The 23,485-nt window shown below is 47.7% G+C and carries 17 protein-coding genes; 8 read left to right on the forward strand and 9 right to left on the reverse strand.

The features are described 5' to 3' along the window. The first annotated feature begins 10 nt into the window (after positions 1–10). From QJS83_RS03110 to QJS83_RS03135, 6 genes are all read left to right on the forward strand, one after another. Positions 11–709 carry an outer membrane lipoprotein-sorting protein gene (locus tag QJS83_RS03110; protein ID WP_284607636.1) on the forward strand — a complete coding sequence of 233 codons (699 nt, stop codon included), beginning with the start codon at positions 11–13 and terminating at the stop codon, positions 707–709. Next, positions 709–1,776 (forward strand): hypothetical protein, encoded by a 1,068-nt coding sequence (locus QJS83_RS03115; protein WP_284607637.1) that lies wholly within the window; start codon positions 709–711, stop codon positions 1,774–1,776. Before QJS83_RS03110 ends, QJS83_RS03115 begins: the two co-directional genes overlap by 1 nt. A gap of 9 nt (positions 1,777–1,785) precedes the next feature. Further along, positions 1,786–2,883 carry a DUF3419 family protein gene (locus QJS83_RS03120; protein ID WP_284607639.1) on the forward strand — a complete coding sequence of 366 codons (1,098 nt, stop codon included), beginning with the start codon at positions 1,786–1,788 and terminating at the stop codon, positions 2,881–2,883. A gap of 318 nt (positions 2,884–3,201) precedes the next feature. Then, positions 3,202–3,765, forward strand: coding sequence for a hypothetical protein (locus QJS83_RS03125; protein WP_284607640.1), 564 nt, complete (start codon positions 3,202–3,204; stop codon positions 3,763–3,765). Beyond that, positions 3,762–6,752, forward strand: a complete 2,991-nt coding sequence (locus QJS83_RS03130) for a tail fiber domain-containing protein (RefSeq protein ID WP_284607642.1) — start codon at positions 3,762–3,764, stop codon at positions 6,750–6,752. The genes QJS83_RS03125 and QJS83_RS03130 overlap by 4 nt, the downstream gene beginning before the upstream one ends. Before the next feature lie 107 nt (positions 6,753–6,859). Then, positions 6,860–8,056: a PA14 domain-containing protein gene (locus QJS83_RS03135; RefSeq protein ID WP_284607643.1), complete on the forward strand. Its 1,197-nt coding sequence runs from the start codon at positions 6,860–6,862 to the stop codon at positions 8,054–8,056. A gap of 291 nt (positions 8,057–8,347) precedes the next feature. Here QJS83_RS03135 and QJS83_RS03140 read toward each other — a convergent pair whose 3' ends face one another. From QJS83_RS03140 to QJS83_RS03165, 6 genes are read right to left on the reverse strand one after another with little or no spacing between them, the layout of a single operon-like run. Next, on the reverse strand, positions 8,348–11,035 hold the full coding sequence (locus tag QJS83_RS03140; RefSeq protein ID WP_284607644.1) for a phosphoenolpyruvate synthase: 2,688 nt from the start codon (positions 11,033–11,035) through the stop codon (positions 8,348–8,350). 2 nt (positions 11,036–11,037) lie between these two features. Beyond that, on the reverse strand, positions 11,038–11,901 hold the full coding sequence (locus QJS83_RS03145) for a UbiA family prenyltransferase (RefSeq protein ID WP_284607645.1): 864 nt from the start codon (positions 11,899–11,901) through the stop codon (positions 11,038–11,040). Beyond that, on the reverse strand, positions 11,894–14,305 hold the full coding sequence (locus QJS83_RS03150; protein WP_284607646.1) for an alpha/beta fold hydrolase: 2,412 nt from the start codon (positions 14,303–14,305) through the stop codon (positions 11,894–11,896). Before QJS83_RS03150 ends, QJS83_RS03145 begins: the two co-directional genes overlap by 8 nt. Then, positions 14,302–15,042: a formyltransferase family protein gene (locus QJS83_RS03155; RefSeq protein WP_284607647.1), complete on the reverse strand. Its 741-nt coding sequence runs from the start codon at positions 15,040–15,042 to the stop codon at positions 14,302–14,304. The genes QJS83_RS03150 and QJS83_RS03155 overlap by 4 nt, the downstream gene beginning before the upstream one ends. After that, positions 15,039–16,820, reverse strand: a complete 1,782-nt coding sequence (locus tag QJS83_RS03160; RefSeq protein ID WP_284607648.1) for an AMP-dependent synthetase/ligase — start codon at positions 16,818–16,820, stop codon at positions 15,039–15,041. The genes QJS83_RS03155 and QJS83_RS03160 overlap by 4 nt, the downstream gene beginning before the upstream one ends. Positions 16,821–16,864: 44 nt before the next feature. Beyond that, positions 16,865–18,826: a serine/threonine-protein kinase gene (locus tag QJS83_RS03165; RefSeq protein ID WP_284607649.1), complete on the reverse strand. Its 1,962-nt coding sequence runs from the start codon at positions 18,824–18,826 to the stop codon at positions 16,865–16,867. Between the two features lie 65 nt (positions 18,827–18,891). Here QJS83_RS03165 and coaE point away from each other — a divergent pair, with 65 nt between their 5' ends. Continuing rightward, positions 18,892–19,497, forward strand: coding sequence for a dephospho-CoA kinase (gene coaE / locus QJS83_RS03170; protein WP_284607650.1), 606 nt, complete (start codon positions 18,892–18,894; stop codon positions 19,495–19,497). Here the strand turns inward: coaE and QJS83_RS03175 are convergent. Further along, positions 19,494–20,057 carry a hypothetical protein gene (locus tag QJS83_RS03175; protein WP_284607651.1) on the reverse strand — a complete coding sequence of 188 codons (564 nt, stop codon included), beginning with the start codon at positions 20,055–20,057 and terminating at the stop codon, positions 19,494–19,496. The two genes, coaE and QJS83_RS03175, sit on opposite strands and share 4 nt — an antisense overlap. A 59-nt stretch (positions 20,058–20,116) precedes the next feature. Here QJS83_RS03175 and QJS83_RS03180 point away from each other — a divergent pair, with 59 nt between their 5' ends. Further along, on the forward strand, positions 20,117–21,295 hold the full coding sequence (locus QJS83_RS03180; protein ID WP_284607652.1) for a PorV/PorQ family protein: 1,179 nt from the start codon (positions 20,117–20,119) through the stop codon (positions 21,293–21,295). A gap of 82 nt (positions 21,296–21,377) precedes the next feature. Here QJS83_RS03180 and QJS83_RS03185 read toward each other — a convergent pair whose 3' ends face one another. Then, entirely contained in the window at positions 21,378–22,121 is a 744-nt protein-coding gene (locus QJS83_RS03185) for a hypothetical protein (protein ID WP_284607653.1), read from the reverse strand. Positions 22,122–22,228: 107 nt separating this feature from the next. After that, entirely contained in the window at positions 22,229–23,353 is a 1,125-nt protein-coding gene (locus tag QJS83_RS03190; RefSeq protein WP_284607654.1) for a DUF2252 family protein, read from the reverse strand. Positions 23,354–23,485 lie beyond the last annotated feature (132 nt).

Below are 23,485 nucleotides of genomic sequence, written 5' to 3' on the forward strand. Positions count from 1 at the left end.
GGGAGACATCATGAAGATTCTTTGGGCCTTGAGTGCGTTATTGTTCACCTTGCAAGCTGGAGCCGCAGACGATCCTGCGGAGTGGGTCAAGAAAGCCGATAATATCCGCAATCCTGCGGAATCCTACGAAATGAAAATCAAAGTCGAAACCTCAGAGAACACGTCGGTCTTTCAAGTGTATTTGAAAGGCCAAGATAAAACTCTGATCGTGACCAAAGAGCCGGCTCGCGACAAGGGCCGCAATATGCTGATGCTTGACCGTGACTTCCACGCGTACGTACCAAATTTGAAAAGATCCATGCGTTTGTCATTGGCGCAAAAACTTTCCGGGCAGGTCGCCAACGGAGATATTTCGCGCACGCGTTGGTACGGCGATTACTCTGTTGAGCTGGAAAAAGAAACCGGCGACGAGGTCCAGTTGTTTTTGAAGGGCAAGAAGGACAATCTGACTTACGCGGCGATTCGCTTGTGGTTAAAGAAGGGCAGTTATCAACCGTTGCGTGCCGAGTATCTGGGCCTCAATGGAAAAACGGTTTTAAAGCGCGCGAGTTTTGAAGATTATAAAAACATTTCGGGCGCGGTCCGTCCTACGACTCTGAAAATCGAAGACACCAATAAACAAGTCAGTCACATTCGCATTCTTTCCATGGGAAAGAAAGATTATCCTGACTCGTTCTTCACCGTTCGCAATATGGAAAGCATGAAATAGTGAAACGCCTTTTTTTCTTGGCTCTACTTGTGTTCTCCTCTTTGGCCAAGGCGGATCTGGTTTTGGCGCCAAGGTATGAATACATTCAAGGCCAAGAAGAAGAGTTGGCGAATCGTTTTATTCTTAAAGGCAAATTAAACGCGACGGCCGGACCCTTTGGAATTTACGCTGAAGGTTTCGGTGAATACGAAATGAACGAAGACCAGGCTTTTATCCGCCGCTCTCCCTCGCGCGGTTATCTGCAAGAAGCCTACATGGAGTTCAAGCTAGAATCTTTTTTTGTGCGTGTCGGGCGCCAGGCTTTGCGGTGGAGCGAAAGCTGGACCTTGCCGTCTTTGGATATTTGGACGGGACGAAGATGGAATCGTTTATTCTTCGATCCGTTTGAAGACCAGCTGACTCATTCCACTGGAGCTTCTTTCACCTATGCCACGGAAGTATTTTCTTTAGAGTTAGTCGGCATCGGCGAACTTGCAGAGAATGATTTTCCTCAGCCCATTCCTGAAGTCGAGAATGAAGAAAACACCAGTTTCGGCGGACGTGCAAAATGGAATGTCGGTGGGTTTGCGTTTTCTTTTTTATCGGCGCAGGTCTTGAAAAAGTACTATTATGGCGGGACTGCGAACTACGCTTTTGATCATGCTGTCCCCAAAGTTGAAGTCGGATATAGCAATGACACCGGCAACGAAATTCCCGGTATCAAGAAAGAGCGTCTGTTTGGTTTGATCGGGGTGGATCTTTTTTTAGGAAACTGGGTGATCCTCCCGCAGCTGAGTTATTTTGAAACTGGCGACATCACGGGGAATGAAACCCAGACTTCGTTTTATCTGACGGCGCAGTGGAACCCAGACCGCCATGATCTGCATTTCCAGCTTTATCAAAATCCTAAAGCGGAGGATTCCTTCCTCAGTGTGACCTACGGATACAATCTTACGGACTATTTTACAGCCGCGATTTTCGCGCAAAACTATGAAGGTAATGACGGCCTTTATAAAATATATGAAGATATCACGGGGGGCTTCGTCGCGGGGCTTCGTTTGCAACTGACAGGAAATCTTCCCTTTTAAGGAGCGTTTGTGGCGAAAGAATATTTCTCTGATCTGAACTACACTTTGTCCAATGAAGATACACGCATCGAATTTGAATTGCTTGCGGATGACGTAGAGCGCGTGTTCAGTATTGCAGGTTCGGGCGCCCGTTGTTTGCCTTTGCTGGCGAAAAATCCCAAACATCTCGACGTCATTGATATGTCTGTGTCGCAACTGTATCTGTGCGAGTTGCGCTTACAGGCGATGAAAACGTTGTCGTATGAAGAGTATCTGTTTTTTATGGGGTATCGCGGTGGTTTGCAAGTAGGAACGGATTCGGGGGACGACCGAGAAGTTCTTTTCCATCGTTTGATTTTATCCAAAGAAGCGAAAGCGTATTGGGTCGAGCGCGTGCAGGGCTGGAAACCGCATGGTTTTATTTTATTAGGGAAGTGGGAATCGCATTTTCAAAAGCTCGGCTATGTTTTCCGGGACATCTTGCAGTGTGATTTCAGTAAAATCTTTTCCGCACAGTCTTTGGACGAACAGATCGAATTGTATGAACAATACTGGCCGAAGATTCGCTGGAACAGTTTTATCAAAATTGCCGCCAGCGAGTACGTCTTTAACAAGTACCTTTATAAAGGTCACTTCAGCGGACGTTCCGAAGCGAAAACAGAAGAGCGCGGACCTTCGCAATTTATCATGGAAGAGTTCGATCGTATTTTTAGAACGCAGCTGGTGCGCAAAAACTATTTCATGCAGATTCTTTTCTTAGGCCGCATCGCCTATGAAGAAGGTTTGCCTTTGGAAGCGCACCAACACATTGTCGATGCCGTGAAAAAATCAAAAACCGAAATTCATTACTTGCATGGCAACTTGTTAGAACATTTACCTCGCCACGCTTACAACTTTATTTCTTTGTCCGACACGATTTCCTATTTGGATGCGAACGACGCCAATCAGATCTTGCAAAAGCTTTCGCCGGAAACAAAAGCGGGCAGCAAAATGGTGATTCGTTCCTTCATGCGCGCACCGACGGCCATCGATACAACGGGCTGGAAAGCTTTGGTCGACAAAGACAAATGGGCCCACCAAAAAGACGGCACCGGCGTTTACCAGTTCCACATCTTTGTGAAGAACTAGTCAATTTTGGTCCAGCCACTGAGTTAGGGTTAAACAAATAAGTGATTATAGCGAACAATGATGTGCGGACAGGAGACAACCATAAAGCTCATCCGGGTCTTTTGAATATTAGTTCCTATGACTCCTTTAAATGCGGTCTTGTGGGGCGAGTGACATTATAGTTTTTTATCGTTTTAGTAACTCTAAAGCCTGTGCATACTCATAGAAGACTTCAAAGTGAGACATGTGCGGGCTTTTTTTATTTATATTCCTTAGTTTCCCGGGATTGTCTCATTTTGATTCTCAAGGGCGCCCAAAAATTCACCGATATTTATAAAGATGAAATTGTGGGAATTGAGGAAATTCAACATTTTAGCTTTGTTGTTTATGGTGGCAGGATGCTCCGACGCGAATCCTACCGTCAGTATTCTTCGTTCCATTGAAGGCTTTGACTTTAATCCCACAAATGTCGTGACTGCGAGCATGAACAATGTGCCCTTGCAGGCAACGTGTTCTTCGTTCGTGGGCGCTGTTGAAATGAGTTTCGACGGCGGCACAACATGGGTGACTCCGACGTCGTATGACCCTGCCGTGGCTTCCCAATGTGCGAATGGCAGTTTTCAAATTTCTCTTTCAGACAGCAAGGCCCCTTGGAGTTCGATGACGTTTACGAACGGCCAGATGGTGACCGTGAAGTTCCGCGCACAACCTCGTATCGGCAACTGGATTTATCGTAATGTCACAATCAAATACTCTCCTTCTACAACGATTTCACAAGAGATCTTAGCAGGGGCGAAGACACAAACCGGCACCAACATGGTTTTGAAGGGCCGCGTTCGTGCGCAAGAGCAGCATGTCGCTTCCGGCGGTGGCTTTGTGATTAAGGGAAGGATTGCGCAATGAAGTTCTTCCTGATGGTCTTACTTTTTTTAATCAGCATTTCTGCCATGGCGGTATCGCCCGGGTCTCTGTTTACTTATGAAGGTATTTTGACGGATGCGACGGGTACACCGATCACGACCACGCAAACAGTCACCTTTCAAGTGATCTATCCTCCCTCTTGTGTGGTGTATGAAGAGACGCAGAATATTGCGCCGGGAACACAAGGTGAATTCAGTGCCACGATTGGTGCGGGTTCACGCACAGACTCGACGGGAAATACGGCGGATCGTATCTTTGCGGCCAGTGGAAGTGTGAACTGTCAGGGCGGCACGACAGCGGCCGTCTCTGGATTTACTTCCCGTTCATTGCACATTCGCGTGGGTGCTACGGATCTTGCTCCCGATGTCACGATCAATAACATTCCTTTTGCGATCAATGCGCAAAGACTCGCGGATAAGACTTCAAGTGATTTCGTGCAAAACACGGGATCGGTGACTCAGGCGTTAATGAATTCTATCGCGGGAATTTTTGCGACAGCTCCTGCCGACAATCAAGTGTTGATGGGCAATAGCGGAACCTATGTTCCCGGAAATATCACCGCGGGTTCGGGCATTAATATCACTTCAGGAGCAGGTAATATCACGATCTCCGCGACGGGAAGTGGCGGCAGCGTCACCAATGTAACGTCAACAGCGCCGTTGAGTGTTGCGACCGGAACAACGACTCCGCATATTACTCTTGCGAAGGCGACGTCGACAACAGACGGATACTTGGCGGCAACAGACTTTGCTGTTTTTTCGGATAAACTTTCTTCGTCGCTGGCACCGGGAAATATCTTCGTAGGAAACGGCAGCAGTGTGGCGAATTCTGTTCCGGTGTCTGGTGATGCGACGTTGGCTCCGAGTGGAGCGTTGACGCTTTCTGCGATCGGAACGGCAGGCACTTATTATAAAGTCACGACCGATACGAAAGGCCGCGTGACTGCGGGAAGTACAAGTTTGGTTGCTGGAGATATTCCTTCTCTTGATTTTGCGACGAAGATCACTGGCCTGCCAACGACGTTAAGTGGTTACGGAATCACAGACGGTGTGAAAAATCTGGGATCAACTCTGGGGATCAAGTCGGATGTGGATTCAGCGAAAGGCGCGGCGGGAACTGCGGGTCGTCTTTTCATTGCGACCGACACTCTGAAAATTTATCGAGATAACGGCTCTGCCTGGGATACATTGGGCGGTGGCGGAGGCGGAACGGGCACTGTCACAAACATCGCAACAGGTACGGGCTTAGTCGGCGGACCTATTACGAGCACAGGCACAATTTCATTGGCGAACACCTCAGTGACAGCGGGTACATACGGTTCCGCAACGCAAGTTCCTACCTTTACCGTTGATTCACAAGGCCGTTTGACAGCGGCATCCACGGTAACCATTGGCGGAGTCACTCCCGGAGGAACAGCCGGTGGAGATTTGTCAGGAGTCTATCCGAATCCAAGTGTCGTGAAAATTCAAGGACGGCCTGTCAGTGCAACGCCCCCTTCAGGTGGACATGTTTTGAAATATAACGGAACAGATTGGACACCTTCATTTGTGAATGTCGGTTCGGAGACCACAGGTGTTTTGAATGTCGCTAACGGTGGTACGGGAACGGGAACTTTCGTTGCAAACCGTTTGGTTGCTTCCGACGGAACAGGCTCGACGTTGACGACCTTTACTTGCGGCATTGGCAATATGATCACCTTCGACGGTGCGGGTATGATGGGTTGTACACCTTACGATACGGCAGGTCTTGTTCTGAACGGGGGTAATAGTCCCGCATCGCCACTGACTATTGGAACCAACAACGCGCAAGCTGTTCATGTTGAAGTGAACGGAACTAACAAAATGTCGATTCTTCCGAACGGAAACGTCGGTATTGGCATCACCTCTCCATCGGCTCGCCTGGAAGTGGCCACTGACGGAGCGACAAGTTCGATCGTCAATCGAAGTTATATGTCGGATGTAAATGCCGCAGGACTTTTCTTCGGATACAAAGCTCGTGGAACCGCGGGCTCGCCGCAACATCCCTTGGCCAATGACCGTTTGGCGGTATTTGGCGGCGCCAACGGAGTGAGCACGAACACCTATGCGGGTGTGAGTATTTTAGCGTCAGAAAATCACACGGCTTCAGCGCAGGGAATGAAGATGGATTTCAATGTCGTTGCAAATGGAACCGTCGGACAGACGACGGCGATGACTTTGGATTCCTCCGGTAAGGTGGGTATTGGAACGACGTCTCCGCTTTTCCGTTTATCCGTCGAAGATCCTGTTGCAATTGCTCCCGTGCAGGTAGCCTCTGCAAACGCGTCCGCTTCCGGTTTGAGAATCCTCAATACCGTGGGCGGTAATATGACGGCGTGGACGCTGGCTCAGTCGAGCAATACTACGAGCACTTCATGGGGTTCGTCGAATGCCTTCACGATCACGAATCAAAACAGTTTGCCGGATGCTCAGCCTAAACTGACAATCGAGTCAGACGGTAACGTCGGTATCGGCGTGAGTGATCCAACGTCTCGCTTGCACGTCAACGGAAGCGGCTATTTTACGGGGTCGGTGACACAATCTTCTGACCGAAGATTCAAGGATCATATTCAAACCTTGCCGTTGGCATTGCAGAAAGTTTTGCAAATGCGTGGTGTTTCGTACACTTGGCGCCATGACGAGTATCCAGAAAGACAGTTCCAGCAAGGATCTGACATTGGTTTAATCGCGCAAGAAGTAGAAGAAGTATATCCTGAAGCGGTCACGACGGATGCAAAAGGTTATAAAGGAATCGCCTACAATAAATTGATTGCTCCGCTGATTGAGTCGACGAAATCACTCTATGGTATGTGCCATTCGCTTGAGCGTAAGATCGCTTCCGTGGAAGCGGACAACGCTGCAAAAGAAGCTCGCATCCTGCGTCTCGAAAAAGAGAATGAAGAGCTGAAAAAAGATCTCGAATTGATTAAAAAGAAACTCGGTCTTCAATAATCCCATTTTTAAACATCTCATTGTCACACGTTTCTTAACCATAACTTTATGGGTTCTTACATATTTGTTAAACTTTTAGATGGAACGTTGGGAATCATGAGGTACGTATGTTAAAAACACTCTTCGCTATCGCCATTGCATTTTCGTTTGCGTCGGCATCCGATGCCAAATCGTCGAATACAAAAAGTTCGAGCAGCGTGAACCGCTACCAAAGAGGGCTTCTTAAGAAAATCTCTTGTCATTTTTCCGGTACACGCACTTCCACTGGAGACAGCATCGGTTCCGTGGATTTCGTAGATCCTGAAAAAACCGTCTGTGATCCCCTCTCGAACACCTCAAGCCCGTCGCCTGAAAACGGTCTTTTAGGAAAATTAATTCTTAAAACTCCGGAAATGGGCAACAAAGTTTCTAGCGTGATGGACTACTATAATAAGGGACAAAAAATCGACAAAGACTTGTTCTTTGCCGACGTGAATGTTCCTACACGCTCTTTCACTCAAGGGTTCTCTACTTTATCGGGTGAGGTGTTGGTTGGTGCCGATGGGAATAAATTGATCGAGAATTTCGCGATTGAGTACACATCGACATTGAAGCTCTCTGAGAATGATAAGGAAGGGGAGTACGAGATTGCGGTCCTTTCCGACGACGGGGCTCGTATGTTTATCAAAGAAGGTGATAAGTGGAATGAGCTCATTAACAATGACGGGAATCATCCGACACGCATGGGCTGTCCTTATCGCACAATCACAATGACAAAAAACTCTGAAGTTCCTGTGAAACTTCTTTATTACCAAGGACCGCGCTATCATATCGCGAACGTCTTGATATGGAAGCATCATAAAAAAGCACACACTTGGAAAGAGCCTTCACGTCATTCGCTGTGCGGGATTGCAAGCAATCAATACTTCTATGATTCAAAGAACGGAAAGAAAAAACCGGCAATTCATTTCCTTGAAGCGACAGGGTGGCGAACCATCGCCGCTGCTAACTTCAAAATGCCAGAACAAAAGCCAAACCCTTGTTCACAAGAACCTTTGGTGATTAATGACTTCCGCGTTGTTTCAGCTCAAGCGCCAAACGCCACGGTAGCATGGACAACGAATTTACCGTCTTCAACTCAGCTGCGCATTCTCAACGTCTACACAGGCGAAGAAATGCTCACAGAGGTTGACGCGAACCTCGTAAACGAACACACCGTCGAACTCAGCGGCCTCGTCCACGGCATCTACTACCAAGTCCAAGCCATCTCCAAAGACGCCGAAGGCCGAGAAACTCGCAGCGCCCTCATAAACGTATTGCCATAAAAAAGAATTTCAATCATCTCCAAAACAAAAAAACGGAACCCCAAAAAAGGTTCCGTTTTTTTTATTCATAATCCACAACCAAAAACTCTTCAAAGCAAAACCCTGAAACAGTTTGATCTAAGCATAATTAAATCTTCATGATCCTATTTCTGATTCAAGCAAAGATTTGGCTGGCCCAGTTTGGTAGCTGGTCCGAAGTGAGGCCTCTGCCAAGCGTGACGCGTTCGCCCGCAGGGCGATGGCAGCAGAGCTCAAGGACGAGCGTGCCTCACGAAGCGACGAGCTACCAAACTAACCCTCATCAAGAATCTTAATAGTCCCCGCCTTAGCATCAATCCGAACCTTCATGCCGGATTTAATCCGCTTCGTAAGCCCCGGAATACTAACAATAGCAGGAATTCCCATCTCTCGAGCGACAATCGCAGAGTGAGACAGCAGACTTCCGCGCTCAACAAGAAGGCCCGAGATAGACGGATATAAAGGCACCCAGCCTGGATCTGTGCGGGCGGTCACTAAGATCTCACCGTTGAGTTCCAAGTTGTCTGACGGGTTTAGGATCACTTTTACGGTGCCTTCTAAAACGCCGGGACAGCACGGCAGACCTTTGAGGTGCCAGTCACCGGTTTCCGTCTGAATCTGAGACAGATCTTCTTCTTTGATAAACTGATTGTTCCAATAGACCGCACCGCGAGTCAGCACACGCGGATCGGTGTCCTCAGTGAAGCGCTCGTAATCTTTTTTGCGAAGATTGATAAAGCCTTTCAAGTCCATCGACGGCAAAGTGCCGTTGTAGATTCCAAAGATTTCTTCAATCGTAAGCCAGAAAATATCGCGAGGATGTTCGATCGCTCCCAATGAAGCTAAATCTTCACCTACGGTTTGGAAGATCGTGCGGGCAATCCCGTAAATACGTGTGCGGGCAAAGCGCGTGTTCTCTCGATTCTTAACGGCTTTACGAGCGTGCTTAAGAACCCAGAAATAAAATTTCTTCTTAAAGCCCGTTAAGTGCGCTGCCACTTTTTCTTCGGCCTGGGCACGCAGGGACTTTTCGTGAGAATCGTCATGAATTTCCGTCTGTCCCGATTTCAAGTAATTCTTCAGACAGACAAAGAGATAACTTGGATCGGTGAGAAGATCGATTTCTTCAAGTTTCATTTCGCTCATACAGCGGAATCCGAAGCGATCTAAATAATCCAGCACGGACTTGTAGAACTCTTGATAAGGAGATTGGTTGAGCGCCTCAAGACCCTCTTTCGGATCAGTGGTTTCAAGCAACTGACGAAGACCTTCATTCTGTGCGGCTTTATTCGCTAAACGCAGCAGGGCCTTTGTCGGCTCCGCACTTTCTAGTCCGCCCTCACCAGCGAGTAAATCATTTTGAATCGTCGAATCAAGTTCCTTCAGCCACGTTGTTGTGAGCTTGCGCAAAAGACCAAAGTGCACCATGCAGAGGAAGTCATTAATGATGGGAGCTTTCCACCGGCCCAACATGTTTCTTTCCAGTTCCATATAGACGCGAATGAGCTGGTCTCCGCGCATGCGTTTCAGTGGCATCGCACGGTACTTGTCATAGTCGCGATGGAAGGTCTGCAAGAAATCATCAACCACGCTTTGAATTGTGAAATGATACTTAATGAAATTAAAGCCCGTGATCATTTTGCGGATACGGCCCGAGAACGTATCCCATGAAGGATGCGGTTTAATGCGGTTGGCGATCTCGTCACTTAAGGCTTCCGAAACGCCCATCATGGTTTCCATGAATTCGCGATTTTGTTTGAAGCCGGGAAGTACGCCGACAAGTTTGTACCAGTTGAAAAGATTGTAGTACACGCGACCGTTCAACGAGCCCAGCATGTAACCCAAATATGAATCCATGTCTTTGATGATTTCATTCGGAACGCCCAAGACCTCACAAAACTGCACATAGACGGCTTTGTAATTGCGAAGGGCGAAACTAAAACTCAGAGGCGAAGTCAGACCGCCGTAAGACTCAATAATATTCGAGTTGTCCCAAAGATTGGGGTAACCGATCAAGTCCTGATCCAAGCTTGTGACCGGGCGGGTCTGCAGAATATAAAAACGGCCGTTTTCGACGGCCCACTCAATATCTTGCGGGCGATGATACTGCTCTTGAATCTGCGCACCCAGTTTGTAGAGCTTTGTGATCTCGTCTTGATTCAAAGAGGGTCCGTTGATCAGCGGCACCGGGACGGGAAGAGTTTCACAATGCCCTGATGAAGACTTTTTCATCATTTCTTTTTTCTCGACCAGCTCTTCACGCAAAAGTTTACCCGTCTTGGCGTCGACCCAAAACGAATCTGCATCGAGTGCTCCTGAAACCAAGCCTTCACCGACTCCGTAAACTGAAGACACGACAAAGGCATCCACTTTCTTCGCGACAGGATCGCAGGTAAAAAGAACTCCTGATTTTTCTGGATCAATCATTCGTTGCAATACAACGGAGACAGAAATTTTCTTAAGATCTATTTTGTTTTCAATACGGTAAGCAAGCCCGCGCTCGGAAAATGCGGAGGCCCAGCAAAGACGTATGAACTTTAAGATGTCTTCTTTGCCCGAAACATAAAGGAAACTTGAGAGCTGCCCTGCAAACGAATGCGCCAGACTGTCTTCATCCGCGGCAGAGGAACGCACAGAAAATACTTTGTCATGACCGAGAGTTTTTAAAGCCTCGTCCAAAGACTTTGCCACATTCGCCGGCAGAGCGGTCTTTTCAAACAGACTTAAAACTTCTTTTTCCGCCTGAGCGCCGGTGATCTGCGAGCTTTGCAATCTCTCTAGAATATTTTCCAGATTGATTTTTACTCCGGGCGTATCCAAGAATTCTTGAAAATATCGTTTGCCAAAGACCACCCACTCAGGGACGGGCAGGCCGGCTTGCGACATTAAATAAAGATTGAAGCCTTTGCCTCCGGCTTCATTCTTCGCGAAAAAAAGAGTCGATTTGGGTGTGACAAGCATGTTTAGGTCCCCAGTACGTAAATAAGAAGGATGTAGTGAAGAAGGAGATAAACTCCCGAGATGTTTCTAAAGAAACGCGCTGATTGTTCTGTTCGCTTAAGAAGATAAAAATGGCTGGCAATAATATAAAGAACCAACGCTGCAACAAGTACAACGTGCGGTTTGAAGTAACAGACAAGTCCGACACCTAAAATAGCTTGGCTGAGGGAAAGATACAAAGCGCCGTTGCAGCCGAAAATGTTTGAATAACTCGGGACATGCGGCCGTTCTTCCGGAGGCGCATAAGTTTTGCGGGCAAACTCGAAAAGGTTGAAGAAAGCCCAGTTCATCAAAAAGAACAAGACGTGTTGCAAAGAGAGGTTTGCGACGGATTCTCCGGTCATAGCAATGGCGGCACTCAATCCTAAAAGGCAGCTGACAAAAGTGTGAGTCACAGCATACGTCGTTAGATGAGGACGAAGGAGATCGCCGATAAAAAACTCTTCATACATCAAAAGGCTGTATGCGATCGCTACCGCGTGAACGAAGAAGGCGTTCAAGCCCAAAATTGAAATCGCCACAAGTTCAAAAATGATAAGCAGAAGCAAAGCTTTCTTAACCTGAGGAACAGTAAGAACTCCGCGAGCCAAAGGGCGGGTTGGATTCACTTTAAGATCGACCTCATAATCTTTGATCTCATCGAAAAGACGCATGCGCAAGAAGAAGGAGAGCAGAACACCGAACGCGATTGCAAAACGAGTCCAACTCCAAGAATAACCTTGAGTTGTGGTCAGAAAATACCCGTTGGCCCATGTGAATAATAAAATCATGGGCACGTAAGAAGCGGGACTAAATCTTTCGCGAATCAGAGTCCACCATTTAACCAATCACAACTCCTGGTTCTTTAAGCTGCTCGCGCAAGACTTTGTACTCTACTTTTGAGTGATGGCGCGGATCCATCGGGATCTTGCTGACGAATTTGATTTCATCCACAGGGATTTTGTTCTTGTCGAAGACGCGGCGGATCTCGTCTTTAGCTTTGACGAAGTCAAAAGAAGCCACGTTGATGTCGGCCTTAAGTTCAACGACGGCGTAAGTAGCCTGACCTAAACTCTTGTCGTCCATACCCAAGAAAGCGCAGCGGTATGTGAAGTCCATACGTTTTAAAAGAACCTCAGCGCGAACAGGGAAGTAGTACTTGCCAGCGCGTTCGATGGCATTATTCACGCGCCCTACGATCCAAAGATTTTTATCGGCGTCGATGTACGCTAAATCGCCGGTTCTGTGCCAAACACGGCTTTTTTCGTCGAGAATTTTTGTCGTTTTAAAGGCGTCCGGATTATTGTAGTAATCGCGGCAAACGTGGTCGCCCGTGCAGATAAATTCGCCGACTTCACCACGCGGAACTTCAATTTGACTCCACGTTGTTTCAGCCAAATCAATCGGTCCGTCTTTGATGCGAATAAATTTGAAATCAATGTCGTCACTGATATGGCCGACGTTCACACCTTCTTCAATAATTTCAGGGTCGGTGATCTTGCTTTCTTTAAGCATGTCACGGCCTTCGATATGCGCCATGGGCTCTGCTTCCGTCGAGCCGTACAGGATCCAGAGATCCGTTTGCGGAGCGATGTCATAGAAGGCTTTCACATCGTCTTTTGAAATCGGCGCTCCACCTGTCACCACACGGCGAAGTCCTGACAACGTAATGCCTTTTTCTTTACAGAAACGCGCCAGTCCCACAAGCATACTCGGGGATAAGGTCGTGCAGTTGATATTCTCGTTGATAATCTGGCACGCCAAAATCGCTGGATCGCGTTCGCTCGGTTGTGCTAAATCAAGGGCAGGTAAAATCGTCGTCACGCCTGAAGCCAGATTGTTCAAGCTGAAAATCGGGAAGGCCGGCATGTCCTTGTCTTTTTCGGTGTAAGGAATCACGTGTGAAAGAGCATGGTGTTGTGCCGACAAAAAACGATGTGTGCGGTTCGCACCTTTTGGTTTGCCTGTCGATCCCGTCGTGAAGGTGATGAGCGCTGTGAATTCGCTTTCAACCGGTTCAATTGGAGAAGCCTCTTTTTTCAGAAGCTCTTCAAATTTATGCGTGAATTTATCACCAGGTCCGTAAAGCACACGGATCGGCATTGATTTGAACTCAGGAACTTGATCGACCAGGTCGAATGCCATTTTAAAACTGATCATCGCTTTCGGACCGACGCATTCTGCGGAAGCTCCCAAGTGATGGCTGCGCGCCCAGGAGTCCAAGAAGACCGCGATCGCGCCGATTCTTTGCACGGCAAACATCGCCGTATACATATCAAGACTCATCGGCAAAAAGATAATGACCCGGTCGCCTTTTTTAATGCCGATGTCCAAAAGACCGCGGGCAAAAGAATTAATTCTTAAAGCGAATTGGCTGTAGGTGATTTGATCGTGAGGAATCGGCTTCTTGGGATCGCCATCCCATTGAGCCATTCCTTGTCGATTGGCCCAGCGGAGCGCCACACGATCCGGAAATTCACGCAGATGTTTTTCCATATAAGTAATGACGTTGTTACGTTCATCCGAACCAGGATAGTAGCCGATTTTATTCGAAGAAGAAGATGAAGACACGGGCGCTCCTTCCAATGCTTTAAGAATTTCGCCAGGATGAGACCACAAAAGACCGTGACCGGCTTTTTCCAGATGGATCACTTTGCGTGAAGGATATTGTTCAATAATTTTATTCTGAAGAGGGAAGTTGCTCAGTGGATCTTCCTTTCCGAAGATCGCAGTGACCGGAACGCCGCAAATATCCCGGGTTGTCCAAGGCGTGTTTTGCATGTGGATTTTGTTGAACGCGGTTCTTTTCCAAAGTTTCCAGTCCTGCATGCGCTCTTGCACTTTAGCGAAGTAAGGCTGGCTCTCTGAATTTTGCGGATGAAACAGCTCCTTAAGAAAACCTTCCTTGCTTTTTTTGTGACTGGACTGAATCAAAGAGTCGCCCAGTACAGGGATTTTTAGAAGAGTTTGCGCCAAGCCTGAAAGAGGTCGTTCCGCTTGCAAGTAAGGCGTAATAAGCACGACGTGTTCGACGTAGTCGTGCAATTCCGGAAGTTTTTTTAGAATGCGGTAAGAGCCCCAAGAGTGACCCATCAGAATCTTTTTGTCTTTACTCTTGGTTAGCAAAGAAATCCACTCATCCGTATTCGCATCGACGGCAACAAGCTGATAGCCGGCGGGCAGAGATTTGCTTAAAGAAGACCAATCGTCAGGATGTCCAGGGTTGCCATGCAAGGCAATGATGGTTTTCATATCCGTGTTCCTTTGCTGCGTAACTTGTAAAAATCTCTGAGCTGAGGGTTCGTGCGATAAACTGTTTGCGGTGTTCTCGTGTTTTCCACTCCGCGCACTGTTTTCTCCGCAGCGATCTGCCGCAGAACTTCTGCGGTCGCGTTGGCTTCCAAGGACGCTCCCGTTGCTAAAGACTCCAAATAATTGGATTTATCGGAGTGAACTTCCACGACCTTTAGCAGGGCCCCGTCATCCAATTTGGAAGTCATTTCATGAATGGAAAATCCAAACGAAGTGTCAAAAAGATGAGCCCAAAAGTCACACATTAGACCCCGCTGGTCCGGAAGAAGACCATGGTGGATGTTGATGCATCCCATTTTGGGAATAGCGAGAAGTTTCTTTTTAAAGAAAGACCGTGTTCTCGCATTCACGATCAAATCCGGTTGCAAAGAATGGAGGATATTTAATGATTCTTCCGAGTTGATGTCTTTCAAGACCCAGACTTTTTTTCCGGCGGCAGAGAAAGCCTTCTTTTTTCTTTCTAAGGAATTGTCGAAAAAATTTTTCAGAAGTTGCCAGCCCATGAGAGGAGCTGCACCGGAAAGTAAAAGAAGCAGAGCTTTGACGATAATATCCCAGCTCCTGTTGTCGATGACGACAAGAGCGGTGATGTGCGGGTCTTGCGCTAAGGGCAAAACCAAGCCGTCATAGTTTTGAGGAACAAAGGTCACCGCAGAGGTGACCAATAAAGTTCTCATAAATAGAGCTCGTCAATTTTATCCTTGTAACGTTGATCCAGTACTTTTCTTTTTACTTTCAATGACGGAGTCAGTTCGCCGCCTTCAACCGTGAACTCAATTGGCAGCACCAAATATTTTTTGATGCTTTCAAAGCTTGCAAGCTGGGCATTGGCATCAGACACGGCCTTACGGGCCAGTTCCTGAACGAACGGGCTTGAAACCAAGGTTTCCCATTTTTCAAAAGGCACGCCTTTTTCTTTCGCGAGTTTTTCAACAGACGGACGATCCAGGGTCAGCAAAGCCACGATGTATTTCTTTTGATCCCCGTGCACGTGGACGTGCGCGACGTAAGGTGAAAGTTTCAAAAGACCTTCGACTCTTTGCGGAGCCACGTATTTTCCGCCCGCTGTTTTGATCAAATCTTTCTTACGGTCAGTGATGCGCAGGTCGCCGCCGGGAAGTATTTCGCCGATGTCTCCTGTGTGAAACCAGCCATCCGTGAAAGCGGCAGCGGTCGCCTCGGGATTTTTATAGTACTCTTTCATGACCTTGTCGCTTTTAACAAGGATCTCGCCATCTTCAGCGATTTTCAGTTTCACTTCGCCGATAGGGCGGCCGACACTGCCGAAGCGATAGTTGAAAGGCGTATTGACCGTGATCGCGGCCGTTGTTTCCGTCAGGCCGTAGCCTTCAAGAATCAGAATACCTGCAGAGTGGAAAAACATAGCGATCTCGCGGGAGATAGGGGCGCCGCCACTGATGGCAAAACGCAGACGGCCGCCAAAAGCATCCGTGATTTTGCTAAGTACCAGCTTTCTTGCTAATTCGTATTTTACAAGCAAATCCAGCGGCAGAATTTGTCCACTCATTTTGTATTCGCCGACCTTTTTTCCGACCTCTAAGGCCCACGTGAACAGTTTCATTTTCAAAGGCTGCGTTTGGACTTGCGCCCAAATAGCTCCATATATTTTCTCAAAAATACGCGGCACTGAAACCATAATGGTCGGGCGGATGTCGATCAGATTGTTGCGGATTTTTTCCAGGCTCTCTGCATACGCCATGGTAAAGCCGATAAAGAGGTGTCCCCAATGTTCAATGCGCCCCAAGATGTGCGCGTAGGGAAGAAACGTTAAAGAAGTGTCTTTGGGTGAAGCTCCGCAAAAAGGGAAAGCTTCAGAGACTTCACTGAAAGCTTGAAGATGTGTTAGAACAACGCCTTTCGGTTTTCCCGTCGTTCCGGAAGTATAAAGAATCGTCGCGGTGTCCTCAGGCGTGATTGTCGCACAAAGCTCCGAATACTTATTCGGGTGAGATTGCAAATAAGTTTTACCGATCTCACGCAGTCGGTTCCATGTGATCGCGTCTGGATTCGGGCACGTGTCTTCAAAGACAATTACTTTTTCCACTTTCGGTGTTTTATCTTTTATCGAATCGAACGTTTTCAAAGGACCGCGTGTTTCGCAAACCAAAATGCGGGATTCACTGTTGTTTAGAATATACTCAACGTCTTCCGGAGTGTTGTTTTGGTAGATAGGAACGGTGATAGCTTTAATGCCAAAAATCGCCAAATCCATGACGGACCATTCATAGCGAGTGTTGGCCATAATTGCCACGCGATCGCCGGGCTTAATACCCAAGGAAAGCAGGGCGGAGCCCACTGTTTCAACGTCTTGATAATAATCAGACCAGTTTTTTGAAATCCAAGTTCCGTTGGTTTTGAATTTGACGGCAACATCGTGAGGGTCGCGCGAACGCATGTTCAGAATACAATCAGCCAAGGTGGTGGGCTTCGTCATGATGAAAAACTCCTCAAGCTCGCTGCATCTAACGAAGTGTGGTTCTATCGCAAATACAGATCGACAATTTTTCTTTGATCGGCTGGAACTGTCACAGTCGCTTCCGCAGAAAGACCTGTGGTTTTATTGCGGGCCTGAATCTTCACGCCCACTTCCGCTTGAATGAGATAAGCATCTCCGGAAGGTTTGATATTCACTGGTACGCCCGCGATGCGAAGTTCTGGATTGGCTCCGCCGTTCACAATATTAATAATAATGGAAGCCACGCGTGGAAGACGTTGCATAGTTCCCGTGAACGAATAAGCCTCATAAGTCGGCGTGATCGTTGTCACTAGATCCGTGTATCCTTCTTTAACGAGACGTAAACTGAAAGGCGTATTCGCTTTAACAGTTTTACGTGTCGGCGTGAACTCACCTGTATCGACTCCGTCAATAACAACACGCGCGCGATCGGGAGAGCTGTAGATCGTGACTGTGTATTCTGGAGACGTCGATCCCATTTCCACAGTTTGATTGCTGCCACCGTTGTTTGCAGTCGTCGTCGTTGTTGTCACAGGCGCCATCGTGCTCGCTGGAGCTTTACCTGCGCCTTTTTTAGCAAAGAAATTATTGTAAACCCACCATACGCCCACAACCGCCACCAGACCGATGACGGCCTTCATCACTTTGCCCGTAAGATCTTCAATCGAAGATGTTGGAGCAGAGCGATTGATCGAAGTCCGTGTTCCCAAACCTACGCCTGTCGGCGTGCGAGTCATTGTGCCCGAGCCTGCGGATGTCGCTGACGTACGTGTTTGTGTGATGTTGGTATTCGTTTGTGTCGATGCTGAAGGCGCCGGCGTTCCGCCGCCGAAGGACGGTTTAGGCGGAGTCTTGAGATTGTCCAAATTCACACGGATGTCCGTGGAAGTATCAATGTTCAGCTTTTCTTCGTCTTCTCCCGCATCCATTGCTGGAGCCGAAGCAGGAGTGCGCACCGGCGCGCGGTGATCTGTTTGCGTGACAACAGTTTTGTCTTCGCTGTTGTTGCCTTGAACTTTCGCGAACTCAACAAGTTTGCGGCGTTGCTCAAGGAAAACGGCAGAGAAAGCGTTTTTCATGAAGACGCTGAAATCGTGTGGAGAAAACTCCGGATACTGCGTATTCAAGAAACGGTTCAAGTCCCGATGCAAAGCCGCCGCCGTTTGATAACGAAGGCTTTTATCTTTTGCGAGAGCTTTATTAACAATTCTTTCCAATTCCGGAGGAACGGAAGGATTGATTTTGCGAATAGACGGAACCTGGCACTCGCGGATTTTTCTTAAGATCGCCGCTTCGCTGTTAGAAGTGAAAAGACGATCATTGGCCAAAAGTTCCCACAGGACAATACCCATAGAGAAAATATCCGTGCGCGGATCGATGGATTGTCCATCGGCCTGCTCGGGACTCATATAGCCGTATTTCCCTTTGAGCGTTCCTGCTTTTGTCGCTTCTAATTGTGTTTCCGCTTTAGCGATACCGAAGTCGATGATTTTCACTTCGCCTTCGAAACTCACCATGATGTTTTGCGGACTCATGTCACGATGGACGATATTCAACGGTTTGCCAGTGGTGCCGTCGATGCAACGGTGAGCGTGATCAAGACCGGCAGCGACCTCTTTCATCATGTAAATGATTTGCTCAATCGTGAACTGCGTATTTGATTTTTTAAGTTCGTTGAGGATTTGGCGCAAATTGCGGCCCTCAACGTATTCCATCACCAGGAAGAACTGTCCTTTTTCGACACCGAAGTCGTAAATAGAGACAACGTTTCCGTGATTGAGATTCACGGCGATTTTCGCCTCTTCCTTAAACATCTCAATAAATTCTTGATGATCAGAGTATTGGGGGAGGATGCGTTTGATAGCGACGAATTTATTGACGCCGACCGCTCCAGTTGACTTAGATAGATACACCTCAGCCATGCCGCCCGCTGCGAGTCTCTCTAGAAGGATGTATTTACCAAACTGCTCTACGGCTTGAGACATGAAAACCTGTTCCCCTTTGAGAAGTCTATCGGTAAAATAAAACTAATCCTTGAGGAGAATTGTCTATGAAATGGATAGGACTGACCGGAGGTATAGCTTGTGGCAAGAGCACGGTGAGTCGCTCGCTCAAAGAACACTCCATTCCTGTCATCGATGCTGATGAAATTGCTAAGGAAGTTGTGAAAGCGGGGTCTCCTGGACTTAAGTCTATCGGACAAACGTTTGGCTCTGAATTTCTGCTCGAAGACGGTTCCCTGGATCGTCGAAAACTCGGTCAACACGTCTTCGGTCATCCCGATCTCCTGCACCGTTTGGAAGCTATTTTGCATCCGCTGATTCGTGAGGAAACGCGAAGACGTCGTCGTATTTTGGAAGATATGAATGAGCCTCTGGCTGTGTACGATATTCCTCTGCTTTTCGAGACGAAGGCGCAAGATCAATTCGATGCTATCGTCGTTGTCTCGTGCACGAAAGGGCAACAGAAAGAGCGTTTACGACGTCGTCACAATTGGACAGATGACGAAATCGAGATGCGTATTGCCTCCCAGATTCCCATTCAGTTCAAAGAACAAGAGGCCGACTTTGTTTTGCATAACAACCGCGACGAACAACATCTTCTCAAAGAAGTAGATCGTCTTTTGCGTTGGTTGAATGAAATAAAGAACTCTTAGAAAGAAAAGTTATAGCCGAGCAGGGCAAACAAGTCGGGACCGTTCATCGCATAACCCACGCCGAATTCCGCTGTGAAGGTGTCGCCGAGTCCTGCGGAAGCATGCACTCTCCATCGCGCTAGATTCACAAGGCCCGCCAATTCACCAGCCCCATCCAGATAGGTCGCTCCTGCTAATCGCAGATAAGGAATGTAATAGTCTTCATCGAAAGAATACCAGCGATATCCCAGAGAAAGACCCACGGCTTTTGATTCGCTGACATCCACTTGATAGTCCCAAGTGGGACGACGTCTTGTCAGAGGCAAATAGCGAATCGCTAAAAGAACTCCCTGATGGTATTCGTCGTCTTCCAAGTAATTGCCGCCAGAGTAACCCGCCGAAACATTCAGAAGAAAAGTAGGTCGAGGAGGAAGCTGAGACACGTCCACGGTCGATAGTTCTGGATCGTCTTCTCCCAGGAAAGGTGTCGTTTCTAAAGTCGTTGTTGTTTGAGGCGCGGCGTGAACCGCATTCAAACCTACGACCAAGGTCAAAAAAAGAAGGGGGAGAAAAACTCGCATACGACAAAGTATAAATTACGTCTACAATCTTTGTTAAGTCATTTTGGAGGCAAAAATATATGTCTAGAGGATCTGTTTTCCTCGCAGGCCTTACCACTTTGTTCGTGGCGCAGGCGGCATTCGCAGAAAGCATTAGCACAACCATTCACCATCATTATCAATCACCTCGTGCTTTGGGGATGGGGGACGCCTTCGTTGCGGTTGCAAACGATTACACAGCTTTGTTTTACAACCCGGCAGGGTTGGCTCGTCGCGATGACGGGCAGATTAATCTTTCTCTGAGTGCTGCGGGAACACCGGGTGCAATGGACTTCTATAAAGAGTACCAAGACATCGAGCAATCCAATCAATCGGAAACGGACAAACAAACAGCCTATCTGCAGTTGATCGAAAAACATTATGGCGATGTGTATTCGATGCGCTTGTCTCCTCTTGAAGGTGTATGGGTTCGTCCTAATTGGGGTCTTGCTTTCATTCCAATGGATGTCTCTGTTGAGATGGCGATGCACCAACAGGTTGGACCAACGATCAACGCGACTGTTTATGCCGACACGACTTTGGCTTTAGGTTACGGAGATGACTTTCATGGTTTCAGTCATGGTCGCTTCTCTTGGGGTGTGACGGGCAAGTTCGTCAATCGCGGCTTCTTCAGTAAACCTATCAGCGCGACGGATTTGGCGGCGAGTGACGAGATCGTGAAAAAGGAAGATTTGCTGGAAGGTTATACCGTAGATGCCGATGTAGGCCTTTTGTGGACTCCGGAACTTCCTGATTCGGGCTTCTGGTCTGTGTTGCGTTTAGCGCATCCAACATTTGGTATGGTCGTGCGTAACGTTGCCGAAACCGGTTTCGGTCAAACGATGCAATTAGTGAACAAAGAAAAACAAAACGGCACGCCGGAAAAGTTGTATCGTGTTGTCGACATCGGAACACGCTGGGAATATCCAACGGCGTGGATTTTTGGTGGTCGTGGCGTTTTGGATTTCCGCGATATCGGTCATCCTGACTTCAACTGGAGAAAAGGCACGCACCTTGGTTTTGAGTTCGACTGGACCGTGTCCACTTGGTGGAAGGGTCACTATCGCGTGGGTTTAAGCCAAGGATTCTGGACAGCGGGGCTTTCCGCGGAGCTTGGTATTTTCAACTTGGATCTAGTCAGTTATGCCGATGACGTCGGGACGAAAAACACGCCAGTAGAATCTCGCGTCTACGGCACTCGCTTAAACTTAGACTTCTAAGAAAAGGTACGGCCTTACTTTTGGTTGCGCGGCTGCACAACCAAAAGTAAGGCCGTACCTATAGCAGTTGCGTTCGAAGTAATTAAGGATTTTTCCACTCTTCTAAAAGGTCCTTGCCTAAGGCAAGTAATTGAGTGGGATCTGCATTGACGATATCGACACCTGATTGAGCGATCGCCGTGTCGATCTGACCACAAATATCCGTGTTCACCGACGATGTTCCGCCGCAAGTAGTGGTATAAACTGTTTGAATCGATTCCGCGATAGCAACCACCGTTGCTTCCGCTTCGTCTTGAGCGGCGCCACCAGCCGTTAAGTTGGCGATTAGATCCGTGATAGTTTCCGTGATCTGTGCGGTATCGCAAGATTCAGGAGAAGAACAAGAAGCCAAGCTTCCTGCCGCATTGGCAAGAACTGTTGCACTCTTCATCATCGCGCCGATCAAAGCCAAACCGGCTTGACCCGACTGATTGCATGATTCGAATGTCGCGTTGGCTTCAGAAACACTTGGAAAGCTTAAAGAAGACAAAAGAGCTGCAGCGCCTTGGCCGTCTTGAATGGCATTCAAAGCCGTCGACAAGTTTGCAGGATCTGTCACTTCAGCACCGATAAAGCCAGCGGCACAACGCAGAGTCGAAGCATGCGGTCCAGACAGACCCGCAATCTTTGACATACAAGCATCCGCAGAAGCTTTGTCACGCGCTTTATCCAGACAGAATTGCGCTTCTGCCAACATATCCTTTTCCGTTTGCTCCGCCTCACACCCAGTCAGTAATGCTGCAAGTGTCAGACTTAAAATCAGGGCTGCCGTTCTATTGGACTTCATCAGTCTCCTCCAAGAGAATGTTCATTTCTTTACATAGAACTTATCGGAGTTATTACGTAGGTCTTAACTCACAAAAGCTGTCTTAATTTGAGAAAAGGCGGCCTTTGTTACGGCTTTAAAATTTTATAGGTATGAATGTATCTATCTTTGAGAATCGCCGTGTTCTGCAAAAGCCAGGATTCCAGACCGTGCGTACTTTTTTTAAAGAAAGGACGATGATGAGTCGCCAGAATTCCGACCTGCACGCGGAAGTACTCGCGCATCTCCGCGGGGTTCATTTTGTTCACATTCAGAGAATCATCAATTCGACTGCGTAATAAGAATGGAATTTTCTCCAACTCGACAACGGTGTAAAAATGCGGACTGCCGTGCCAGAGCTGTTGTTTGATTTTTTCAAGACGAGCGGAAAGTGGATCTGCGGATTCTGTCCAGCTTCCATAAGTCGTGCCGGGTTTATTAAGTTCTTTGAGCTCCAACACATCTTTCTTTTGCGCTTTCTCAATCAAGAGCAGATAGCGACGAAGGCCTGCGCTTCCGCCAGAGTCTTTTCCGGTTTCCGCGACATCAAGAAGCTGAACGTCTTTAAGCGTCTCATGTTTTTGCAATGCTGCCAGCATCTCGGATCTTTGGGGTGCTGGCAGAGGCTTCATCTCGGCAGAAGATTTGAAAGTGCCACCATGTGTATGCTTTTTCAAAAAGCTGGAGCGTTTCTTTTCAAGAGAAGGATAAAGCGCGGCAGGCAACGGTTGCGCTTTCTTTGCGCCGATGATGATTGCGGTATACTCGGCAGCCATTTCTTTCAAGAGAGTTTCATTGCCCGTAAAAATAACTAAGGAAGAAAAGTAGCGCAGGAGATCCAGAGGCACCGGGCAGAGTCCGCTATCGTCGAGATCGTTGAAGACAAATCGTGTCTTGTCAGGAAATTCCATGAAACCAAAGTTCTCGATGTGCGGGTCGCCAAAACAAGGAATTAAATCCGATGGGGTCGTCACGGCGGAAAGATCCGCATAATACGTATTCACAAAGGAGCGAAAGAACAGCAGAGGACTTTCCAGCGAGGCTTGAAGTTTTTTGTCATAAGCTTCTTGCGACAGATGAATGTAAGTCTTGCGAAGTTCTTGCTTGTCGATATGAGAGGAGGAAAAAGACAGAGCGGGCCAGGGTGTCGTCTCCTGGGCTAAAGCCAGATTCGCTGAAAACAAAGTAAGAAATGCCAGACGCTTTATCATCATATAAAGGAGTATCGGCTCTGCCGCAAAGAGCTTAATCCTCGACTTTCGACCTTATTTTCCTCCGTTGTCTCAATGTGAGGCTCCAAGTTGCCGATATGTCCATTGATATATCTGATTTTTTGTTAGCCGAGG

This window comes from Bdellovibrio sp. 22V, assembly GCF_030169785.1.
Classification (GTDB): Bacteria; Bdellovibrionota; Bdellovibrionia; order Bdellovibrionales; family Bdellovibrionaceae; genus Bdellovibrio.

Excerpts from the sequence above, each read along its gene's own strand:
- QJS83_RS03175 (WP_284607651.1), bottom strand. The coding sequence starts at position 20,057 with ATGCGAGTTTTTCTCCCCCTTCTTTTTTTGACCTTGGTCGTAGGTTTG.
- QJS83_RS03185 (WP_284607653.1), bottom strand. The coding sequence starts at position 22,121 with ATGAAGTCCAATAGAACGGCAGCCCTGATTTTAAGTCTGACACTTGCA.
- coaE (WP_284607650.1), top strand. The coding sequence starts at position 18,892 with ATGAAATGGATAGGACTGACCGGAGGTATAGCTTGTGGCAAGAGCACG.
- QJS83_RS03150 (WP_284607646.1), bottom strand. The coding sequence starts at position 14,305 with ATGAAAACCATCATTGCCTTGCATGGCAACCCTGGACATCCTGACGAT.
- QJS83_RS03160 (WP_284607648.1), bottom strand. The coding sequence starts at position 16,820 with ATGACGAAGCCCACCACCTTGGCTGATTGTATTCTGAACATGCGTTCG.
- QJS83_RS03140 (WP_284607644.1), bottom strand. The coding sequence starts at position 11,035 with ATGCTTGTCACACCCAAATCGACTCTTTTTTTCGCGAAGAATGAAGCC.
- QJS83_RS03130 (WP_284607642.1), top strand. The coding sequence starts at position 3,762 with ATGAAGTTCTTCCTGATGGTCTTACTTTTTTTAATCAGCATTTCTGCC.
- QJS83_RS03125 (WP_284607640.1), top strand. The coding sequence starts at position 3,202 with ATGAAATTGTGGGAATTGAGGAAATTCAACATTTTAGCTTTGTTGTTT.
- QJS83_RS03155 (WP_284607647.1), bottom strand. The coding sequence starts at position 15,042 with ATGAGAACTTTATTGGTCACCTCTGCGGTGACCTTTGTTCCTCAAAAC.
- QJS83_RS03165 (WP_284607649.1), bottom strand. The coding sequence starts at position 18,826 with ATGTCTCAAGCCGTAGAGCAGTTTGGTAAATACATCCTTCTAGAGAGA.
- QJS83_RS03110 (WP_284607636.1), top strand. The coding sequence starts at position 11 with ATGAAGATTCTTTGGGCCTTGAGTGCGTTATTGTTCACCTTGCAAGCT.
- QJS83_RS03135 (WP_284607643.1), top strand. The coding sequence starts at position 6,860 with ATGTTAAAAACACTCTTCGCTATCGCCATTGCATTTTCGTTTGCGTCG.
- QJS83_RS03190 (WP_284607654.1), bottom strand. The coding sequence starts at position 23,353 with ATGATGATAAAGCGTCTGGCATTTCTTACTTTGTTTTCAGCGAATCTG.
- QJS83_RS03180 (WP_284607652.1), top strand. The coding sequence starts at position 20,117 with ATGTCTAGAGGATCTGTTTTCCTCGCAGGCCTTACCACTTTGTTCGTG.